General features: G+C 72.0%; 15 protein-coding genes. 8 read left to right on the top strand and 7 right to left on the bottom strand.

The window, feature by feature from the left end; translation table 11 throughout:
* Positions 1–50: 50 nt before the first annotated feature.
* Positions 51–1,805, top strand: coding sequence for an L-lactate permease (locus tag VTA80_RS18905; protein ID WP_407342619.1), 1,755 nt, complete (start codon positions 51–53; stop codon positions 1,803–1,805).
* Entirely contained in the window at positions 1,805–4,636 is a 2,832-nt protein-coding gene (locus tag VTA80_RS18900; protein WP_407342618.1) for an FAD-binding and (Fe-S)-binding domain-containing protein, read from the top strand. Before VTA80_RS18905 ends, VTA80_RS18900 begins: the two co-directional genes overlap by 1 nt.
* Positions 4,637–4,646: 10 nt before the next feature.
* Here the strand turns inward: VTA80_RS18900 and VTA80_RS18895 are convergent, their stop codons facing one another.
* Positions 4,647–5,891 carry an Nramp family divalent metal transporter gene (locus VTA80_RS18895; protein WP_407342617.1) on the bottom strand — a complete coding sequence of 415 codons (1,245 nt, stop codon included), beginning with the start codon at positions 5,889–5,891 and terminating at the stop codon, positions 4,647–4,649.
* Between the two features lie 214 nt (positions 5,892–6,105).
* On the opposite strand from VTA80_RS18895, the gene VTA80_RS18890 reads away from it, so the two are divergent.
* The 3 genes from VTA80_RS18890 to VTA80_RS18880 all read left to right on the top strand — a co-directional run bounded on the left by VTA80_RS18890 (position 6,106) and on the right by VTA80_RS18880 (position 7,142).
* On the top strand, positions 6,106–6,357 hold the full coding sequence (locus VTA80_RS18890; RefSeq protein WP_407342616.1) for a hypothetical protein: 252 nt from the start codon (positions 6,106–6,108) through the stop codon (positions 6,355–6,357).
* Positions 6,357–6,620 (top strand): hypothetical protein, encoded by a 264-nt coding sequence (locus tag VTA80_RS18885; RefSeq protein WP_407342615.1) that lies wholly within the window; start codon positions 6,357–6,359, stop codon positions 6,618–6,620. The genes VTA80_RS18890 and VTA80_RS18885 overlap by 1 nt, the downstream gene beginning before the upstream one ends.
* A gap of 177 nt (positions 6,621–6,797) precedes the next feature.
* Entirely contained in the window at positions 6,798–7,142 is a 345-nt protein-coding gene (locus VTA80_RS18880) for a potassium channel family protein (RefSeq protein WP_407342614.1), read from the top strand.
* Between the two features lie 22 nt (positions 7,143–7,164).
* Here VTA80_RS18880 and VTA80_RS18875 read toward each other — a convergent pair whose 3' ends face one another.
* The 4 genes from VTA80_RS18875 to VTA80_RS18860 form a co-directional block, all read right to left on the bottom strand.
* Complete coding sequence (locus tag VTA80_RS18875) at positions 7,165–9,945, bottom strand: LuxR C-terminal-related transcriptional regulator (RefSeq protein WP_407342613.1); 2,781 nt, start codon at positions 9,943–9,945, stop codon at positions 7,165–7,167.
* Between the two features lie 173 nt (positions 9,946–10,118).
* Entirely contained in the window at positions 10,119–10,952 is an 834-nt protein-coding gene (locus VTA80_RS18870; RefSeq protein ID WP_407342612.1) for a hypothetical protein, read from the bottom strand.
* Positions 10,949–12,643 carry a bifunctional lysylphosphatidylglycerol flippase/synthetase MprF gene (locus VTA80_RS18865; protein WP_407342611.1) on the bottom strand — a complete coding sequence of 565 codons (1,695 nt, stop codon included), beginning with the start codon at positions 12,641–12,643 and terminating at the stop codon, positions 10,949–10,951. The genes VTA80_RS18870 and VTA80_RS18865 overlap by 4 nt, the downstream gene beginning before the upstream one ends.
* A 47-nt stretch (positions 12,644–12,690) precedes the next feature.
* Positions 12,691–13,359 carry a hypothetical protein gene (locus VTA80_RS18860; protein ID WP_407342610.1) on the bottom strand — a complete coding sequence of 223 codons (669 nt, stop codon included), beginning with the start codon at positions 13,357–13,359 and terminating at the stop codon, positions 12,691–12,693.
* Positions 13,360–13,428: 69 nt separating this feature from the next.
* Between VTA80_RS18860 and VTA80_RS18855 the strand changes: the two genes are divergently transcribed.
* From VTA80_RS18855 to recQ, 3 genes are all read left to right on the top strand, one after another.
* A complete protein-coding gene (locus VTA80_RS18855) occupies positions 13,429–14,292 on the top strand; it encodes a Cof-type HAD-IIB family hydrolase (RefSeq protein ID WP_407342609.1) in 864 nt (287 codons plus the stop codon).
* A 51-nt stretch (positions 14,293–14,343) separates the two neighbouring features.
* Positions 14,344–15,204 (top strand): aldo/keto reductase, encoded by an 861-nt coding sequence (locus VTA80_RS18850; protein WP_407342608.1) that lies wholly within the window; start codon positions 14,344–14,346, stop codon positions 15,202–15,204.
* A 64-nt stretch (positions 15,205–15,268) separates the two neighbouring features.
* Complete coding sequence (gene recQ, locus VTA80_RS18845; RefSeq protein ID WP_407342607.1) at positions 15,269–17,260, top strand: DNA helicase RecQ; 1,992 nt, start codon at positions 15,269–15,271, stop codon at positions 17,258–17,260.
* A 40-nt stretch (positions 17,261–17,300) separates the two neighbouring features.
* Here the strand turns inward: recQ and VTA80_RS18840 are convergent, their stop codons facing one another.
* Complete coding sequence (locus VTA80_RS18840; protein WP_407342606.1) at positions 17,301–17,549, bottom strand: WhiB family transcriptional regulator; 249 nt, start codon at positions 17,547–17,549, stop codon at positions 17,301–17,303.
* 176 nt (positions 17,550–17,725) lie between these two features.
* Complete coding sequence (nhaA, locus tag VTA80_RS18835) at positions 17,726–19,072, bottom strand: Na+/H+ antiporter NhaA (protein WP_407342605.1); 1,347 nt, start codon at positions 19,070–19,072, stop codon at positions 17,726–17,728.
* Between the last annotated feature and the right edge of the window lie 28 nt (positions 19,073–19,100).

Here is a 19,100-nt window from a genome sequence, read left to right as displayed (position 1 = left end):
CCAAAAAAGTCACGACGGCGTGACGCAAACTCAGTGTGGAGAATGCCTCAGTGTTTGAACAGATCATCGATCCGATCGCGGGCTCACTCGTCCTGTCGGCGCTGTGCGCCGCGCTCCCCCTCATCCTGTTGTTCGTCCTGCTCGGCGCCTTCCGGGTCAAGGCCCCCCGGGCAGCGATCGCCAGCCTGGCACTGTCGATCGTGCTCGCCGTCGTGGGCTGGAAGATGCCGATCGGCCAGGCCCTCAGCGCAACCGCGGAGGGCCTGATCTACGGGCTCTTCCCGATCCTGTGGATCCTGGTGAACGCGCTCTGGGTCTACCGCCTGACGGTCGCGACGCCCTGGTTCGCCGTGCTCGGACAGACCATCCGGTCCATCACCAGCGACCACCGGATCCTCGCGATCCTCATCGCGTTCGGCTTCGGCGCGCTGCTCGAGTCCCTGGCCGGCTTCGGTGCGCCGGTGGCGATCGCCGCCGCGATGCTCATCGCGGCCGGGATGAAGCCGCTGAAGTCCGCCATCGTCGCGCTGATCGCCAACACCGCTCCGGTCGCCTTCGGCGCCATGGCCGCCCCAGTGATCGCCCTCAGCGGCGTCACCGGCCTACCCGTCGACGACATCGCCAAGATGGCCGGCCGACAGGGGCTCGTCGCCCTCGTGGTGCCGCTGGTCCTGGTGTTCGTCGTCGACGGACGTCGCGGCCTCAAGCAGACCTGGCCCGTCGCCGTGATGGCGGGCATCGTCTTCACGATGACGCAGTTCGTGATCTCCAACTACTTCGCCATCGAGCTCACCGACGTGATCGCCGCGATCGTGACCGTGGGCGCCGTCCTGGTGATGCTGCGCTTCTGGCAGCCGACGGAGAACATCACGTCCAGCGCGCAGGACGACGCCGCGGCCCTCGCCCTCGAGCCGGTCGGCGCCCCCAGCCCGAGCGCGGCCGACGTACCCGCCGCCGATCGCTTCTCCGCCAAGACCTCCGTGACCGAGGCGTTTGCGCGGGCCGCGACCTCCGGCGCGCACCACCGCGACGACGCCCCGGAGCCGGACACCGCCCGCCCGAGCGGCCGGCACATCCTCATGGCCACCGCGCCGTACCTCATCATCATCGTGATCTTCTCCCTCGCCCAGATCCCCGCCATCAAGGCCTGGCTGACCTCGGTCGGCAGCGTGACCTTCCACTGGCCGGGCCTGGACGTGACCGACTCCGCCGGCAAGCCCGTCGCAGCGCAGATGTTCAAGCTCGACCACCTCAAGGCGACCGGCACGCTGCTGCTCCTCTCGGGCCTGCTCACCATGGCGCTGTACAAGGTCAAGCCCGCCAAGGGCTGGGCGATCTACAAGGAAGGCGTCTACCAGCTGCGGTGGACCATCGTCACCGTCAGCACCGTCCTGGCCCTGTCGTTCGTGATGAGCCTGTCCGGTCAGACGACGACCATGGGCGTCGCGCTCGCCTCGGCCGGCGGGTTCTTCGCCGTGCTCTCCCCCGTGATCGGCTGGGTCGGGGTCGCCCTGACCGGGTCGGACACGTCCTCCAACTCGCTGTTCGGCCAGCTCCAGGTCACGGCCGCCACCCAGACCGGCCTCTCGCCCGTCCTCATGGCGGTCTCCAACTCCTCGGCCGGCGCGCTCGGCAAGATGGTCTCCGTCCAGAACCTCGCCGTGGCCGCCGCCGCGGCCGGTCTCGAGGGCGGCGAGGGCACACTGTTCCGCAAGCTGCTCGGCTGGAGCCTCGGGCTGCTGGTGCTCATGGCCGGCCTCGTCCTGCTGCAGTCGACCCCCGTACTCGGCTGGATGGTGCCGTGATGACGACCCACACCTCGACAGAACAGGACGTCCCCGTGCTCAACGCACTCCGCGCCGCGGTGGCCGATCCGACCCAGGTCAGGACCCGCGCCCTCGACCTCCACGCCGGCGCTCACGACGCCTCCCACTTCCTGCTGATCCCGCAGGCGGTCGTCGTCGCGGCCGACGCCGGCGAGGTCGGCCGCCTGCTCCAGGCCAGCGCCGCCCAGGGCGTGCCGCTCACCTTCCGGGCCGGTGGGACGAGCCTGAGCGGCCAGGCGCTCACCGACGGCGTCCTCGTGGACGTCCGCCGCAACTTCAAGGGCATCGAGGTGCTCGACGGCGGTGCCCGCGTCCGGGTCCAGCCCGGCGTCACCGTCCGGGCGCTGAACGCACGGCTCGCCCCGTTCGGCCGCAAGTTCGGCCCGGACCCGGCGAGCGAGGGCGCGTGCACCATCGGCGGGGTCGTGGCGAACAACTCGTCCGGCATGGCCTGCGGAACGGTGAACAACACCTACCAGACGATCGAGTCCCTGACGGTCGTGCTGCCCAGCGGGACGGTCGTCGACACGGCCGCGCCCGATGCCGATGAGCGCCTGCGCACGCTCGAGCCGGCGCTGCACGAGGGCCTGATCCGGCTCTCGCGCCGGGTCAAGGGCAACGCCGCCTCGGTGGCGACGATCCAGCACCAGTTCTCGATGAAGAACACCATGGGCTACGGGGTCAACTCGCTCCTCGACTTCGACAAGCCGGCCGACATCCTCGCCCACCTCATCGTGGGCAGCGAGGGCACGCTCGGCTTCGTCGCCGAGGCTGTCTTCCGGACGGTCCCCAAGCTCAACCACGTCACCACCGGGCTGCTGATCTTCGACCACCTCGAGGCGGCGAACGAGGCCCTGCCGGCGCTCGTCGCGACCGGTGCGGCGACGCTGGAGCTCATGGACGCGTTGTCGCTCAAGGTGGGCCAGGCACTGCCCGGCACCCCCCAGATGATCCTGGACCTGGCCGTGCGCGAGCACGCAGCGCTCCTGGTCGAGTACCACGCCGACAGCGCCGAGGGCCTCGTCGAGCAGCAGCACGTGGGCGCCAAGCTCGTGGACACCCTGCCGCTCAGCGCCCCGGCCGGCTTCAGCGCCGACGCCGCCGTGCGCGCCCAGCTGTGGCACCTGCGCAAGGGCCTGTACGCCGCGGTCGCGGGAGCCCGCCGCCAGGGCACGACCGCGCTGCTCGAGGACGTCGTCGTGCCGGTCCCGGCCCTGGGCCGGACCTGCATCGAGCTGATCAAGCTGTTCGACAAGTACAGCTACCGCAACAGCGTGATCTTCGGCCACGCCAAGGACGGCAACATCCACTTCATGCTCACCGACGGCTTCCAGGCCAAGGAGGAGCTGGACCGCTACAGCGCGTTCACCGAGGACATGGTCGACGTCGTCCTGGGCGAGGGCGGGTCGCTCAAGGCCGAGCACGGCACCGGCCGCGTGATGGCCCCCTACGTGAGCCGGCAGTACGGCGCCGAGCTCTACGAGGTCATGCGCGAGGTCAAGCGGCTCTTCGACCCCGCCGGCATGCTGAACCCCGGCGTGCTGATGGATGACGACCCGAAGGCGCACCTGCGCCACATCAAGTCGGCGCCGCCCGTGGCGCAGGAGGTCGACCGCTGCGTGTCGTGCGGGTACTGCGAGCCCGTGTGCCCGAGCAAGAACCTCACCCTGACCCCGCGCCAGCGGATCGTCACGCTGCGCGCCATCGAGCAGGCCAAGCTCGACGGCAACACCGCGCTGGCCGCCGAGCTCGAGCACGACTGGGCCTACAGCTCGGTCGACACGTGTGCGGTCGACGGGCTGTGCCAGCTCGCCTGCCCCGTCGACATCAACACCGCGACCCTGGTCAAGCGGTTCCGCAAGCGCAACGCGGGCCCCGTCATCAACGGCGTCTGGGGCACCGCGGCCAAGAACTGGTCCGTCGTCACCCAGGGCGCCAGCCTCGCGCTCGACGTCGTCCGCAAGGTCCCGATCGGCGTCGTGCTCGCGCCGGACAAGCTGGCCCGGGCCGTCCTCGGCAAGGACACCGTGCCGCTGTACTCGGCCGAGATCCCCGGTGGTGGCAGCGCGCGCAAGCGCCCGGCCCCGACCGCCGAGCCCGTCGCCGTCTACTTCCCGGCGTGCGTCGGCACGATGTTCGGCCCGGCCGTGGACACCTCCCCCGGCATCCAGAAGAGCTTCGAGCAGCTGTGCGAGCGCGCCGGGGTCACGGTGCTCGTGCCCGAGGGGATCGACTCGCTGTGCTGCGGCACCCCGTGGTCGTCCAAGGGGCTCGAGGCCGGCGAGGCCACCATGCACCGCAAGACACTCGCGGCCCTGCGCCTCGCGACCCGGGACGGCGTTCTCCCCATCGTGTGCGACGCGTCGTCGTGCACGGAGGGCCTGCGGCACACGGTCGAGTCCGACCCGAGCGACAGGCCGATGACGATCATCGACTCGGTCGAGTTCGCGATCTCGCACATCCTGCCGCTGCTGCCCGACTACACGAAGCTCGAGTCCATCGTGGTCCACCCGACCTGCTCGTCCACGCGGATGGGCATGAACGAGGACCTCAAGACGGTCGCGGGCGGGGTCGCCGAGCGCGTGGAGGTCCCCGAGAACTGGGGCTGCTGCGCGTTCGCCGGGGACCGCGGGATGCTGCACCCCGAGCTGACCGCGTCCGCGACGGCGGCCGAGGCGGCCGACGTCGCCGCGCTCGACGTCTCGGCCCATGCGTCGTGCAACCGCACGTGCGAGCTGGGGATGACCCGGGCGACCGGCGAGCCCTACCGCCACGTGCTCGAGCTCCTGGAGGAGGTCACCCGGCCGTAGGGCCGGAGCGTCAGCCGCCGCTGAGCGTCAGCGCGATCAGACCGAGGTTGAGCAGGGCGACGATCAGCACGATCACGGTCATCGCCCAGCGCATCAACGGGCTGTTCGCGTTGGCGCCCATCAAGGTCCGGTCGCTCGTGAGCCGGAGCAGCGGCACGAGCGCGAACGGGATCCCGAAGCTCAGCACCACCTGACTGACAACGAGCGCCCAGGTCGGGTCGACGCCGAGGCCGAGGACGACCAGTGCCGGGATCATCGTGATCACGCGTCGCACCAGCAGCGGGATCTGGCGGTGGACCAGCCCCTGCATGATCGTCGCGCCGGCATAGCAGCCGACCGATGTGGACGCGAGGCCCGAGGCGAGCAGGCCGATCGCGAAGACCAGCCCGATCCCGGGGCCCAGCGCGGACACGACCGCGGCGTGGGCACCGGTGATGGTGTCCGTGCCTGCCGCGCCCTGCAGGCTCGTCGCGGCCAGCAGGAGCATCGCGAGGTTCACGACGCCGGCGAGGCCCAGCGCGCCGATGACGTCCCACCGCGTCGCCCGGACGAGCCGGACCCGCTCGCCGGCCCCGACCGCCCCGAGGCGCCGGTCCCGGACCAGTGCCGAGTGAACGTAGATCGCGTGCGGCATCACGGTCGCCCCGAGCATGCTGGTGGCCAGCAGCACGCTGTCGGCCCCCGCGAAGCGCGGCACCAGGCCCGCGGCCACCTGCCCCGGGGCCGGCGGGTTGACGACCACCCCGGCGACGAAGCCGATCGCGATGATGGCGAGCAGGCCGATGATCACCGACTCGAACGGGCGCTGCCCGAACCTGCTCTGCACGGCGAGCAGCACCATCGACACGACCCCGACGATGAGGCCGCCGACCATGAGCGGCGTGCCGAACAGCAGGTACAGCGCGATCGCGCCACCGATGACCTCGGCAAGGTCGGTCGCCGCCGCGACGACCTCGGCCTGCGCCCAGAACGCGAGCCGCGCCGGCCGGCGGAGCCGATCGCCCACGAGCTCGGGCAGCGTGCGACCGGTGACCAGCCCGAGCTTCGCTGACTGGTACTGCACCACCCCGGCCATCACGTTGGCCAGCACGAGGACCCAGACGAGCAGGAACCCGTACCGGGCCCCTGCCGTGACGTTGGCCGCGACGTTCCCCGGGTCGACGTAGGCGATCGCCGCGACGAAGGCCGGGCCGAGGACGGGCAGGACGCTTCGCCTGCGCGCGGTCTCGGGCCTTACGACCGTGGTCACGGACACCTCCCGTCGAGGAAGTTCGGATACCCGAACTCTCGGGGCCAAGTATCCCCCTCGCGAGCGGTCCGGGGCCCGCCGGTCGCCGATTCACCCCTGCCGGATGACGCCTCGGCACCACCCCGGAGGAAGCATGAGGTCACCGCGAACGGCCCCGACCAGGCCCGACCGTTGCGACCAGACAGTTCGATGCACCGCTCCCCTGACCCGAGGTTCAGCCATGGCGCAGACGACGTACGAGGTGTGGGTGGCGGGCGTGGTGCCGGAGCAGGACCTTCGCGACCTGGGTGCGGTGACCGTGGCGACCGAGCGGGCCAGCACCGTCCTGTACGGCGACATCGCGGACGAGGCGGCCCTGTACGGACTCCTGGCACGGTTGCGCAACCTCGGGCTCGAGGTCATCGAGGTCCGCCGGGTGCCCGATCTGGCGCCCCTTCCCGTCGACCCCGACCCGAGGGAGGGACGGGACTGATGACGGGGACGAGGGCCGTGACCAGGCACCCCACCTACCAGGTGCAGGTGGCCGGCCGGCTCGGGCCGGTGCTCCGGAGCGAGTTCGCCGACCTCTGTGCGACCACCACGTCGGTCGTCACGGTGTTCCGCCTCCGGCTGGACCCCGACCAGGGACCGGCCGAGATCGCCGCGAGGCTCCACCACAAGGGCCTCGTGCTCCTGCGGGCCCGGGCGTCAAAGGACCACCGGGACGAGTCGGCCGGCGAGCCTTTCCGTGCCTGAGCCGGACTCGATCGAACGCCAGCTCCTGTCCTTCCTGCGGCGCACGAGCCTCATGCTCGCGCTGCTCACCTTCAGCTACTTCGTGCTCCCGACCGGGGGGCGTTCGATGACGCCGGCACGGTCGTCCGTTCGATCGGCTTCCTGGCAGCGATCGCGGGATTCGTCATCGTCCTGCGTATGCAGCTCAAGGCGCGGCGCAACCGGCGGACCGTGTGGACCCGCGCCGAAGGGCTGCTCACCGCGCTCTACCTCCTCATCCTCGTGTTCGCGATCGTCTACGACCGGATGGCCGAGCTGTCGCCGGACCAGTTCACCGGGATCAGCAGCCGGGCCGATGCCCTCTACTTCACCGTGACGATCGTGTCCACGGTCGGCTTCGGAGACATCCATGCCACGAGCACGGCCGCGCGTCTGCTGGTCACGGTTCAGATGCTCATCAACCTCGTCTACGTCGGCACGGCGCTGCGGGTGCTCAGCAATCTCCACAACTCCACGAGCCCGGACCAGACCGCCGAACGCTAGCCGGACCAGGGGGCGCGCGGGATCAGCGGGCGAGCGGGCGCTGAGCGAGCCGCAGCGCCCGGGATGAGCCGTCGCCCGGGACCGGAAGCAGCCCGAGCTCCCACGCGCGGCGGATCGCCTCGTTGCGACGCGCTGCTCCCAGCTTGCGCAGGATGCTCCGGACGTGGGTGCGCACCGTGTTCACCGAGACGAACATCGCTCCGGCGATCTCGTCGGTACTGAGCAGGTCGGCGAGGTGCCCGAGCACCTCACGCTCCTTCTTCGTCAGCGGGTCGACGATGCCGTCGGTCCCGGGCGTCGCCGCGCGATCCGGGTAGGCGCGGCCGTCCGAGTAGATCGGCCGCGTCCCGCGAGCGCTGCCCGCCGGCAGCCCCCGCGCGCCGGCGGCCCCGACCTCGCCAGCACCCGCGTAGGCCCAGGGGTATCGCGTCGCGAGGTCGCCCCCCGCCCGAAGCATCCGCCGCACCGCGGGCGACGCCTCCCGGAACGGGCGACGCAGCTGCTCCGGAGCGGCGAGACGCAGCGCCCGTTCCGCCGCAGCCCGGGCCCGAGCCGGGTCGCCGGCCCCGGCCCGGTGAGCCGCCAACCCGAGCAGAGCGCCCACCCGGACGGCCAGCGGCGCCCTGTCGTCCACGCCGGGCGTCGACGTCCAGGCGGGGTCGACCTCGCCGCACGCGAATCGCGCGAGCTGCAGGGCCACGATGGATTCGGAACGTGCGGCGTCATCGAGCCCCTCGATCACCGCGACCGCCTCGTCGGGAAGCCCGCGGGCCACCAGCAGCTCCGCCTCGGCGATGCCCAACCAGCAGTCCAACCAGGCCGGTCGAGCCCCGTCCGTCGGTGCCTCGCTCATCGCCCGCAGACCGCTCACAGCGCCGTCGAGGTCGCCGTCGGCCCGGAGCAGGCGGGCACGCACCAGGGCGAGCACGGCCACGACCACCGGATCGCCCGCCCGGGTGACCGCCTCGGCGCCGAGCACCGCGTGCCGGGCTGCGTCCAGGTCGTACTGCTCCATCCGAACCCAGGCGCGCGCCGCACCCGCCGCCCCGGCACCGGCGCCGACGACTGCTCCCGACCGCGCCGCCACATCGGAGCGGTCCGCGAGCTCCATCGCGCGACGTAGGTGCCCGTCGAGGGCTGCGGTGAGCGCACCGATCCCGAGCAGCTCCCCCCGGAGCACCTCGCACCCGGGCGCATCTGCCGCGCCGAGGGCCACGTCCAAGACGGCCTCCGCCCGCTCGAGCTCACCCTCGAGCAGCAGAAGCTCGCCCTGACAGCCGGCCACGCGTGCCGTGAGCTCCGGATGCGCGGCCTGCGCCGCCGCCGGGGCCGACGCGAGCAGCTGCTCGACCACCGCCAGCGCGGCAGCGCCGGCGGACACGTCCGCCGCTCGGACCGCGACCAGTGCGTCCAGCAGCGCGAGCGACAGCCCTCTGCCCAGCGTCGGCCGGCTCGGTGCGGCCTCGAGCCACGAACGGGCCCGGGCGAGCTCCGACGCGCACCGACCCTGATCGCCGACAGCCCACGCCCGGGCGGCCCGCACCAAGCAGGCCTCCGCGCCCGAGACGTCGTCGGGCAGGGTCTCGAGGAGGGTTGCCGCGGCGCCGCGGCAGCCCGAGATCAGCGCGCCGATCCCCAGGTCGTCGACGACGTACCGCGCGGCGTCTGCCCACGCGCCCGCAGCGACGGCATGCTCGAGCGCCTCGCCGGCCCGTTCCTGATGGGCGAGCCAGTCGGCCGCGAGCCCGTGCAGCCGGGGCACCAGATCAGGCTGCTCGTACTTGAGCTGCGCGCGCAGGAACTCGCGAAAGAGCGACTGGTAGCGGTAGTAGCCGTGGCAGCCGGCCACCGGCTGGATGAACGAGTTGCCGCGCGCCATGAACTCGAGCGTGCGCTGCCCCACGGGGTGGCCGGTCAGCACCTCGAACAACCCGGGTTCCAGCTCATCGACGACGCTCGTGCGGAGCAGGGCCTCCCGCAGCGCAGGAGGCTGCGCATCGAGGACCTCACTCACGAGATAGGCCGCGACATCGCCGTCGTCGCCGGTGAAGTCGCGAACAGCCTGGCTGCTGTCCGACCGTCCCACCAGCGCCATGGCAGCGAACTTCAACCCCGCCGACCAGCCACCCGTGCGCTCGAGCAGCGCCGCCAGGTCGCCCGCGGCAAGCTCGAGGCCGAACCGATCGAGCAGCTCAGCCGTCTCGGACCGATCGAAGGCCAGGTCGGTCGCCCGGACCTCGGTGACCGTGCCGTCGAGCCGGTACCGGTGCAGCGGCAGAGACGGATCAGTTCGTGTCACGAGCACGACCCGCAACCGACCGTCACAGTGCCGCAGGAGGTAGCCGAGATCACCGCCGAGCGTGCGATCGACGAGGTGGTCGCCATCGTCGATCACGACGACGACCGGTTCGTCGCGGTCCGCGAGGCTCGCCGCCAGCCGATCCAGCAACGGCCGCCCGCTGGCGTCGGTCGGGCCGAGATCGTCGGCTCCGCCGAGCTCGACCCCGATCCGCCGAAGACCCGCGAGCACGTAGGACCAGAAGACCTCGGGGCGCTCGTCGCCCTCGTCCATCGTCATCCACAGCACGGGCCCGGGCGCGGCGCGGCGCTCGAGCCACGAGGACACCAGCACGGTCTTCCCGCTCCCGGCTGGGGCGCTCACCAACGTGAGCGGGGCCTGGACCCCCCGGCTCATGGCATCGAGGAGCCGATCGCGGACCACGAGGTCCGCGGGAGGGACGGGAATGGCGAACCTGGTACGGAGCAACGGCTCCCCCACGGTCGTCTGACCCGACAGCGCCATCGGATCCATCGTGTGACGCATGCAACCCCCGAACGGGAACGGAACGCCGGCTCGCGCCGCCAGCCCGCCGCATCGCTGTGCGGCGGTGTGGTGCGTCGTTCTCCTCCGTGGATAGCACAGTCACGGTGGCTCCGCCCGGGGAGAGTCGACCTCGCGCCCGGTCGGCTCGCCGCTCAGCCGGCGATGTCCACGCCGTCGCCGGACTGCGTCGACACCGGAGCCGGAAGGGCCGGCTGACCTCCCGCGAGCACGACGCAGGCCGCGCACGCTGCGACGACGGCCAGCCCGGCAGGCAGCGCCCAGCCCGCGCGCACGGTGTCACCCAGCACCACCAGCCCGACGGCGCCCGGCACGACCACCTCGATCACCCACAGCACCGCCGTGGCCGGCCCGACCGGGCCCCGCTCGAGCGAGCGCGCGTAGGCCACCGCACCGACCACCCCGAAGGCGACCACCCCGAGCGCCAGCGGTTCGACGAGCAGCGCCCAGCCGATCGGCCCGGGCATGGCACGCGCGCAGAGCGCGGCACCGGAGAACGCCGCCCCGGCGAGCGCGGCGAGCGGCAACGAGCCGGACCGGCCGTACAGGGCCGCACCGACGACGACGGTGCCGAGCAGCGTGAGGAGCATGGCCACCGTGAAACCGGCTGGCGCGGGCTGCGCTGACTGGGGGCCCGCCGCGCCCGCGATCACCGCGAGCGCCACGGCGACGACCGCCACCGCGGCACCGTCCCGCGCGCGCAGGCGCGTACGCAGGACCACCCGGCCGAGCAGCACCGTCACCCCGAGCGAGCCGGCGAGCAACGACTGGACGACGAAGAGCGGCAGGTAGCGCAGCGCCACCAGCGAGGCGACCCAGGCCACGGCATCGCACCCGAGCCCGGCCAGGTAGGCAGGATGACGCAGCACGGCAGGCCCGCTGGCCCGCGCGGCGCCCAGCGCCTGGAGCACCGAGCCGACGCCGTACCCGACCATCCCGACGAGGGCCGCGACCAGCGCGAGAGTCATCGCGGGGTCCGCCCGAGCAACCGACCCAGCACGGGAAGGTCGGCGATCCCCTCCGCCTCGGCCATCGCCAGGCCCTGGCCCGCGAGCTCGTCGAGACTCCCCAGCATGACGTACCGCGGCACCCAGCGGGGTCGGTACTTGGCGTTGAACTTCCAGAGCGACTCGATCTGCGCACGGCTCGCGGCCCGCCCGCTCGTCGCCCGCCCCCAGCGCGCGATCCAGCTGGTGTCTTCCCCCGACACGAATCCGCGCAGGACGGCGAAGTTCAGGTCCAGCCCGCCGCCGGTCTGGGCGGTCACATGGCCGATCGTCTCGATGACCAGGAAGTCCATGATGCCGTTGGGCAGGTCCTCGTCGGTGTTGCGGTGCATGACGTCGAGCGACCAGCCGTCCAGGTCGCGGGCGGGCACCCACTGCACGAAGGCCTGGGGGTCGCCGGCGGCATCCCGAGCGACGCTGAGCAGGAGCCCGGTGTCGTCCGGGTCGAACAGGCGCGAGAGCGTCATCGAGAACCCCCGCTCGGCCTCGCCCTGGCGGCTGGCCGTCGAGAGCTCGGTGAGCTGGCGGCGCAGCGACTCGTCCAGGGTCGCCGGGTCGTGGAACGAGACGGAGAAGCCGGCCCGCTGCACGCGGTGGTACGCCTGCCGCAGGCTCTTCATCGCCCCGCCCTCGAGGGTGAAGGCCGCACAGTCGACCACGGCCTCGTCACCGAGGTAGACCGCGCGCAGCCCGGACCGCTCGTAGACCTCCAACCAAGCAGGTGCCGCGCCGAGCACCGTCACGGACCACCCCGACTCCTCCGCAAAGGTCATGAACTCGGCCCACGTGTGCGCACGATCTGCGCTCGGGCCGATCGGGTCCGGCGAGACCAGGCACACCCCCGTGCGGATGGCATAGGCCACGACCGAGTCGCCGGTGAAGAACCACTGCTTGTCGTCCCGGAGCGCGAAGTAGTCGAGGGACCCGCCGCCGTGGCGCTGGACCACGAGTCGGGCGCGCTCGCGCTCCGCCTGGTGCGCCGCCCCCGTGAGCGGCGAGAGCACCCGCGGGGAGAACAGGACCCAGAGCGTGCTGCCGATCAGCCCGAGCACGAGCGCGATGAGGATCGACGTCCCGAAGTGACCCCCGAAGTTGAGCGGGAAGATGTCGTCGGCGCCCCACCGCTCGGCAACCGTGCGGGCCGAACCCTCGACGTCGTGCCGGTGCCCGCGCCCCACGGTGGCCGAGAGCCCGACGGCGATCACCAGCGTCACGACCGCGCCACCGAGCCCGAGCAGCAGGGACCTCGTCGCGGTCGCGCGGGTGGCCCAGACGGGGAACGCGCTGCGGTGCCCGGTGAGCCAGACCGCACCCGCAGTTGCGAGCACCGCCTCCTCGATGTCGATCCCCTTGGCGACGTGCAGGGCGACCGAGACGACGAGCAGGGCGATGGCCGCGAGCCACGCGACGTGGTGCCCGCGCCGCAGGCCGCGAGCGGTGAGCAGCAGCGCGAACGACACGAAGACCAGGGTGAGTGCTGCGGTGCGCGGCACGAGGAACGGCACGACCTGCAGCAGGCCTTCGAGCCGACCGCGAAGCGGGTGCGAGACGGCCGACAGGAGTCCGATCACCCCGAGCGCCGCGACGCCGGCAGCGGCGATCCGTCGTGAGCGGTCACGTCGGGACCAGAGGTCACGCGATCGTCTGCTCACCGACCTATTCTGCCCTTCGATGCCCCGCGACTGTACTGATATCGCGTTCACAGCACGTTGACTGCGCGCGCGGCCACGACGGCGAGCGTCAGCAGCGACACGCTCGACACCGCGGTGAAAGCCAGCTTGGCGCGCGCCGACAGCGGCATCGTGTCCGTCGGGCTGAAGGCAGTCGCGGCCGTGAACGCCACGAACAGATAGTCCGTGAAGCTCGGGTGCCAGGCCGCGGAGTCCCAGCCGGGCACGCCGGTCATCTGCGGGAAGAGCAGATCGGGCCGACCGGGACGGCGGCCATGGCGCGGGTCGCGCGCGAAGGGGCCGCCGCGGTCCATCTCCCACAGGGCCAGGGCGGCTGCCGCCACGTTGGTCACCCAGATCAGCAGCGCCGCCTCGACCAGAGAGCGCGGCGCGATCGTCGTGCCCGAGACCACGAGCACGATCAGCCGCAGGAGGTGCCCCGCGTTGGCGAGCGCGAGCAGGGCCGCCAGCGCGAGCGCTGCGAGCCGGAGCCACGGCGTGTCCCGCGCCAGGCGAACAGGGTTGGCGAACGCCACCGGCGCGAGCAGCGCCAGCTCGAGGGCGGGGAGCAGCCAGGTCGGGCGCGCCGTCACCTCGCTCGGCAGGATGAGCTGCAGCACGAGCACCGCGGCGACCAGGACCGTGGCCGGCCACCGCCGTTCGTGGCCGGCGAGCGGGGCTGCGTCCGTGTCGATCATGGCCCGGAGTCTGCCCCACCCGGGCCACCCGGTGGGGGCATCGGCGTCAACGTGCGGGAGAATCCGGTGGTGACCCAGGACTGCCAGACCCGACTCGAACCGCCCACGTTCGACGTCCGCCCCGACATCCGGCTGATCGCCGCCGACATGGACGGCACGCTGCTTGACGACGACAACGAGCTCCACGAGCACCTCTGGCCCCTCGTCCGCGAGCTCAGCCGGCGCGGAATCGTCTTCTGCCCTGCGAGCGGGCGCCAGTACTTCAACCTCCTGGCGCGGTTCGCCGAGGTCGCCGACGACGTCGTGTTCATCGCGGAGAACGGCACGTACGTCGTCGGCCGCGGGCGCGAGCTCAGCTCCGACTGCCTCGCGCTCGACGTCGTGGGCCGGCTTGTCGGCACGGTCCGCGAGCTCAGCGCCCGCGGGCTCGAGGTCGGCGCCGTCGTGTGCGGCAAGCGCTCGGCGTACATCGAGCGCACAGACGCGCCGTTCCGCGCCGAGATCGACAAGTACTACACGCGGCTCGAGGTCGTCGACGACCTCCAGGCCGTCGACGACGACGAGGTGCTCAAGGTCGCCGTGTTCACCTTCGGGTCCGCCGCCGACGAGGTCGCCCCCGCCCTGGCGGGGTTCCGCACCACCCACCAGGTCGTGGTGTCCGGCGAGCACTGGGTCGACGTCATGAGCCCCACGGCGAACAAGGGCACGGGCATCGAGCACCTCCAGGCCACGCTCGGCATCACCCGGGAGCAGACCATGGTGTTCGGCGACTTCCTCAACGACCTCGAGATGATGGACACGGCCGAGTACTCGTTCGCGATGGACAATGCTCATCCCGAGCTGCGCGCGCGAGCGAGGTTCGTGGCCCCGTCGAACTCCGAGAACGGCGTCGTGCGGACCATCTCCGCCGTGCTCGGGCTGTCCTGGGCGTAGCCCACCACCGACCGGTCTCGCCCGAGCCGGCCACCCGAAGAAGGAGCAGACATGCAGACGCGACGCATCGGTAACCTCGAGGTCAGCGCGATCGGCCTCGGCGGCATGCCCATGTCCATCGAGGGACGCCCGGACGAGGAACGGTCGATCGCGACCATCCACGCCGCCCTCGAGGTGGGCGTGACGCTCTTCGACACGGCCGACTCCTACCACCTGCACGCCGACGACGTCGGCCACAACGAGTCCCTGATCGCGCGCGGCCTCGCCTCGTGGGGCGGCGACACGTCGCATGTGCTCGTCGCGACGAAGGGTGGGCACCTGCGCCCCGGTGACGGGACGTGGACGGTCGACGGGCGACCCGAGCACCTCAAGGCCGCCGCCGAGGCCTCGCTCCGTCGCCTGGGCGGGGACGCGATCGGGCTCTATCAGTTCCACCGCCCGGACCCGGCGGTCCCGTACGCCGACTCGGTCGGTGCGATCCGGGAGCTCCTCGACGCGGGCACGATCCGTCTGGCGGGGATCTCCAACGCGAACCCGGAGCAGATCCTGCTCGCCCAGGACATCCTCGGCGGGCGCCTCGTGTCGGTGCAGAACCAGTTCTCCCCCGCCTTCCGCACCAGCGCGCCCGAGCTCGAGCTCTGCGACCGGCTCGGGATCGCGTTCCTGCCCTGGAGCCCGCTCGGCGGGATCCGGTCGGCCGCGAACCTCGGCAGCCGGTTCGCGGCGTTCGGCCAGGTCGCCGAGGCGCGCGGGGTGAGCCCCCAGGTGGTGTGCCTCGCGTGGCACCTGGCGCAGTCCGCGCACGTGATCCCGATCCCCGGGGCCTCCCGGCCGGAGAGCATCCGCGACTCGGTCACCGCGGTGGGGCTCACGCTGACGACGGCGGAGCTCGCCTCGCTCGACGCGTCCTGACCCGCCCGGCGGCCTCGGTGGACGACCGGCCCGACCCCTCGCCGGTCGCTCGTAGGGTAGGGACGTGAATCCGGGACTGCAGGCGTACGACGACGAGCCGCCGTACGACCCCTGGTACGACGAGGCACCCCTCGAGAAGGACCACGACCTGCCGGGCACGCCGCCCGCGGACGGTTCGGCCGCCCGGGTAGCGCGTCGGGGCGTCACCGCCGGGCCGACCGCGGCCGACGGCCCGCGGCCCACCGCGCTCGACGTGCTCGGGCGCGTGTTCGGCTACGGGGAGTTCCGCGGCGACCAATCCGAGATCATCGACACGGTCGTCGCGGGAGGCGACGCACTGGTGCTGATGCCGACCGGCGGGGGCAAGTCGCTGTGCTACCAGATCCCCGCCCTCGTGCGTCCGGGCGTCGGCGTCGTCATCTCTCCGTTGATCGCCCTGATGCAGGACCAGGTCGACGCGCTGTCCGCGCTCGGCGTGCGGGCCGGGTTCCTCAACTCGACCCAGGACCCGGCCGCGCGTCGCCGGGTCGAGACCGCCTTCGTGGCCGGCGAGCTCGACCTCCTCTACCTCGCGCCGGAGCGCCTGCGGGTGCCGAGCACGATGGACCTGCTCGATCGCGGCCGGATTGCCCTGTTCGCGATCGACGAGGCCCACTGCGTGTCGCAGTGGGGCCACGACTTCCGGCCCGACTACCTGCAGCTCTCCGTGCTCCACGAGCGCTGGCCCGAGGTCCCCCGGATCGCCCTCACCGCGACGGCCACGGCCACCACGCACGCCGAGATCGCCCAGCGGCTCCAGCTGACCGACGCGCGGCACTTCGTGGCCAGTTTCGACCGTCCGAACATCCAGTACCGGATCGTCCCGAAGAACAACCCACGGGCCCAGCTCCTCGAGCTGCTGCGTACCGAGCACCCGGGTGATGCGGGCATCGTCTACTGCCTCTCGCGCGCGTCCGTCGAGAAGACGGCCCAGTTCCTCGTCGATCATCAGATCCCCGCCCTGCCGTACCACGCCGGTCTCGACGCGCGCGTGCGGGCGGCGAACCAGGCCCGCTTCCTGCGCGAGGACGGTCTCGTGATGGTGGCGACCATCGCGTTCGGGATGGGCATCGACAAGCCCGACGTCCGCTTCGTCGCGCACCTGGACCTGCCCAAGTCCGTGGAGGGCTACTACCAGGAGACCGGGCGCGCCGGGCGCGACGGTCTGCCGTCGACGGCCTGGCTGGCGTACGGGCTCCAGGATGTCGTGCAGCAGCGTCGGATGATCGACACCTCGGAGGGGGACGCTGCGCACCGGCGCCGCCTGGGCGCCCACCTCGACGCCATGCTGGCGCTCTGCGAGACGGTCGAGTGCCGGCGGGTGCAGATCCTCGCCTACTTCGGCCAGACCAGCGAGCCGTGCGGCAACTGCGACACCTGCCTCGTGCCCCCGCAGACGTGGGACGGTACGGTCCCGGCGCAGAAGCTGCTCTCAGCAGTGACCCGGCTCGAGCGCGAGCACGGCCAGCACTTCGGCGCGGGCCATCTGATCGACATCCTGCTCGGCAAGCTCACCCCCCGCGTGAGCCAGCACGGGCACGAGGCGCTGACCGTCTTCGGCATCGGGACCGAGCTGTCGGAGACGGAGTGGCGCGGGGTCGTGCGCCAGCTGCTCGCACAGTCTCTGCTCGCCGTCGACGCCGACGGGTACGGCACGCTGCGACTCACGGAGGACAGCTCCGGCGTGCTCCGGGGAACCCGCACCGTGCTGTTGCGGCGCGAGGCGCCGCGACCGGCCAAGGCGGCTCGCGCCGCCCGGTCGACCAAGCGCGCCGGCACGCCGGCCGTAGACCTCGACGCCGCGGCGACGAGCGTCTTCGAGCGCCTGCGCGCCTGGCGGGCGGCCACCGCGAAGGACCAGGGCGTGCCCGCCTACGTCGTCTTCCACGACGCGACGCTGCGCGAGATCGCCACCCGCGTGCCGACCACGCTCGACGAGCTCGGGACGGTCAGCGGCGTCGGCGTCGCGAAGCTCGACCGGTATGGCGCGCAGATCCTCGAGGCGCTCGCCGGGTGACCTGACCCGTGCCAGATCCCGCGGCGGGACTGGTGCCCGGTCAGCTGGCCCGACGCTGCCGCGCGGTGCGCCGACGCAGGGCGCGACGCTCGTCCTCGGACAGCCCGCCCCAGACCCCGGCGTCCTGGCCGGACTCGAGCGCCCATTTCAGGCAGGTCTCGAGAACGGGGCACCGGTGGCAGACGGCCTTGGCCTGCTCGATCTGGTGGAGAGCCGGTCCGGTGTTGCCGATCGGGAAGAAGAGTTCGGGGTCTTCGTCCAGGCAAGCCGCGCGGTGGCGCCAGTCCATGACTCTCCTCGGGCTTGTCCGAGCAGCCCGGTTCCGGGGCTTGTCTCGGGTGGGATTTTGCACACATTTGGGGAACTATGACCTGGTTTGTTTACCGATGTGCAAGGTTTAAGAGTGACACCTGTGGGGGCCGTGCACAAGGGTCGCCCGTCCGCAGATGTGCCTGCTCAGGTGGTTCACGACCCGCCGACGCCCGGCTCGGCCGGCGGCTCGTAGACGTCCGGAACGCCGTCGAGGTCGAGATCGGCCGATTCGGTCTCAGCTATCCGCCGGTATGCCCGGTTGCGCACGCGCAGCACGACGGTCGCGAGCAGGGCCGCCGTGAGAGATCCGGCCAGCACGGCCACCTTGACGTGGGCATCGCGTTCGCTCCCGACCCCGAAGGCGAGCTCACCGATCAGCAACGAGACGGTAAAACCGATCCCCGCAAGGATCGCCAACCCCACGACGTCGACCCAGGCCAGGCCCTCGTCGAGGTCCGCGCGCGTGAAGCGGGCCACCAGCCAGGTGGCTGTCAGGATGCCCACCGGCTTGCCGAGCACCAGTCCGACGACGATGCCGACGGCGACCGGATCCGTCAGGGCGGTGACCAGGCCGCTGGCGCCACCGAGGGCGACCCCGGCGGACAGGAACGCGAAGATCGGCACGGCTACGCCCGCGGACAGCGGCCGGAACCGGTGCTCGAAGTGCTCGGCGAGGCCCGGCCCCGCCTCCGGCCCGCCCGCCCGCTTGCTGCGCAGGACCGGCACGACGAAGCCCAGCAGGACGCCGGCGACGGTGGCGTGCACCCCCGAGGCGTGCACGAGCGCCCAGACCGCGAAGGCGAGGGGCAGCAGCAACCACCACGATCGCACCCGGCGCTGCACCAGGGCGGCGAAGGCCCCGAGCGGGATCATCGCCAGCAGGAGGGGAACGACCTGCAGGTCGGCGGTGAAGAAGATCGCGATGATGGTGATGGCGAGCAGGTCGTCGACCACGGCGAGCGTGAGCAAGAACGTGCGTAGCGCCGAAGGCAGGTGCCGCCCGATCACCGCGAGGACGGCGAGGGCGAACGCGATGTCTGTCGCCACCGGGATCGCCCAGCCTTGCGTCGCGCCCGCCGTGGCGGTGGAGTTGACCACCGTGTAGATGACCGCGGGCACGATCACCCCACCGACGGCCGCGGCGATCGGCACCGCGGCCCGGCGGGGATCGCTGAGATCGCCGGCGACGAACTCCCGTTTGAGCTCCAGCCCCGCGACGAAGAAGAAGATCGCGAGCAGACCGTCAGCGGCCCAGGTCGCCAGGGAGAGGTCGAGGTGCAGGGCCGCGGGCCCGAACGTCATCGCGCGCAGGGCCTCGTACCCGCTCGCCCACGGCGAGTTCGCCCAGATCAACGCCGCCACGGCGCCCAGCAGGAGCAGGGCGCCGCCGATGGTCTCCTTGCGCAGGATGTCCGCGATCCGGCTGGCCTCGGGCCACGAGCCACGATCGAACAGGCGGAAACCACGGCGGGACACGGGGGGCTGCGACGCAAGAGTCATGGGCAGGGCTCCAAGCATGTGGGGTCAG

Source organism: Pengzhenrongella phosphoraccumulans (assembly GCF_045689905.1).
GTDB classification, from domain to species: domain Bacteria; phylum Actinomycetota; class Actinomycetes; order Actinomycetales; family Cellulomonadaceae; genus Pengzhenrongella; species Pengzhenrongella phosphoraccumulans.
This window is presented reverse-complemented; position numbering and strand designations above follow the sequence as displayed.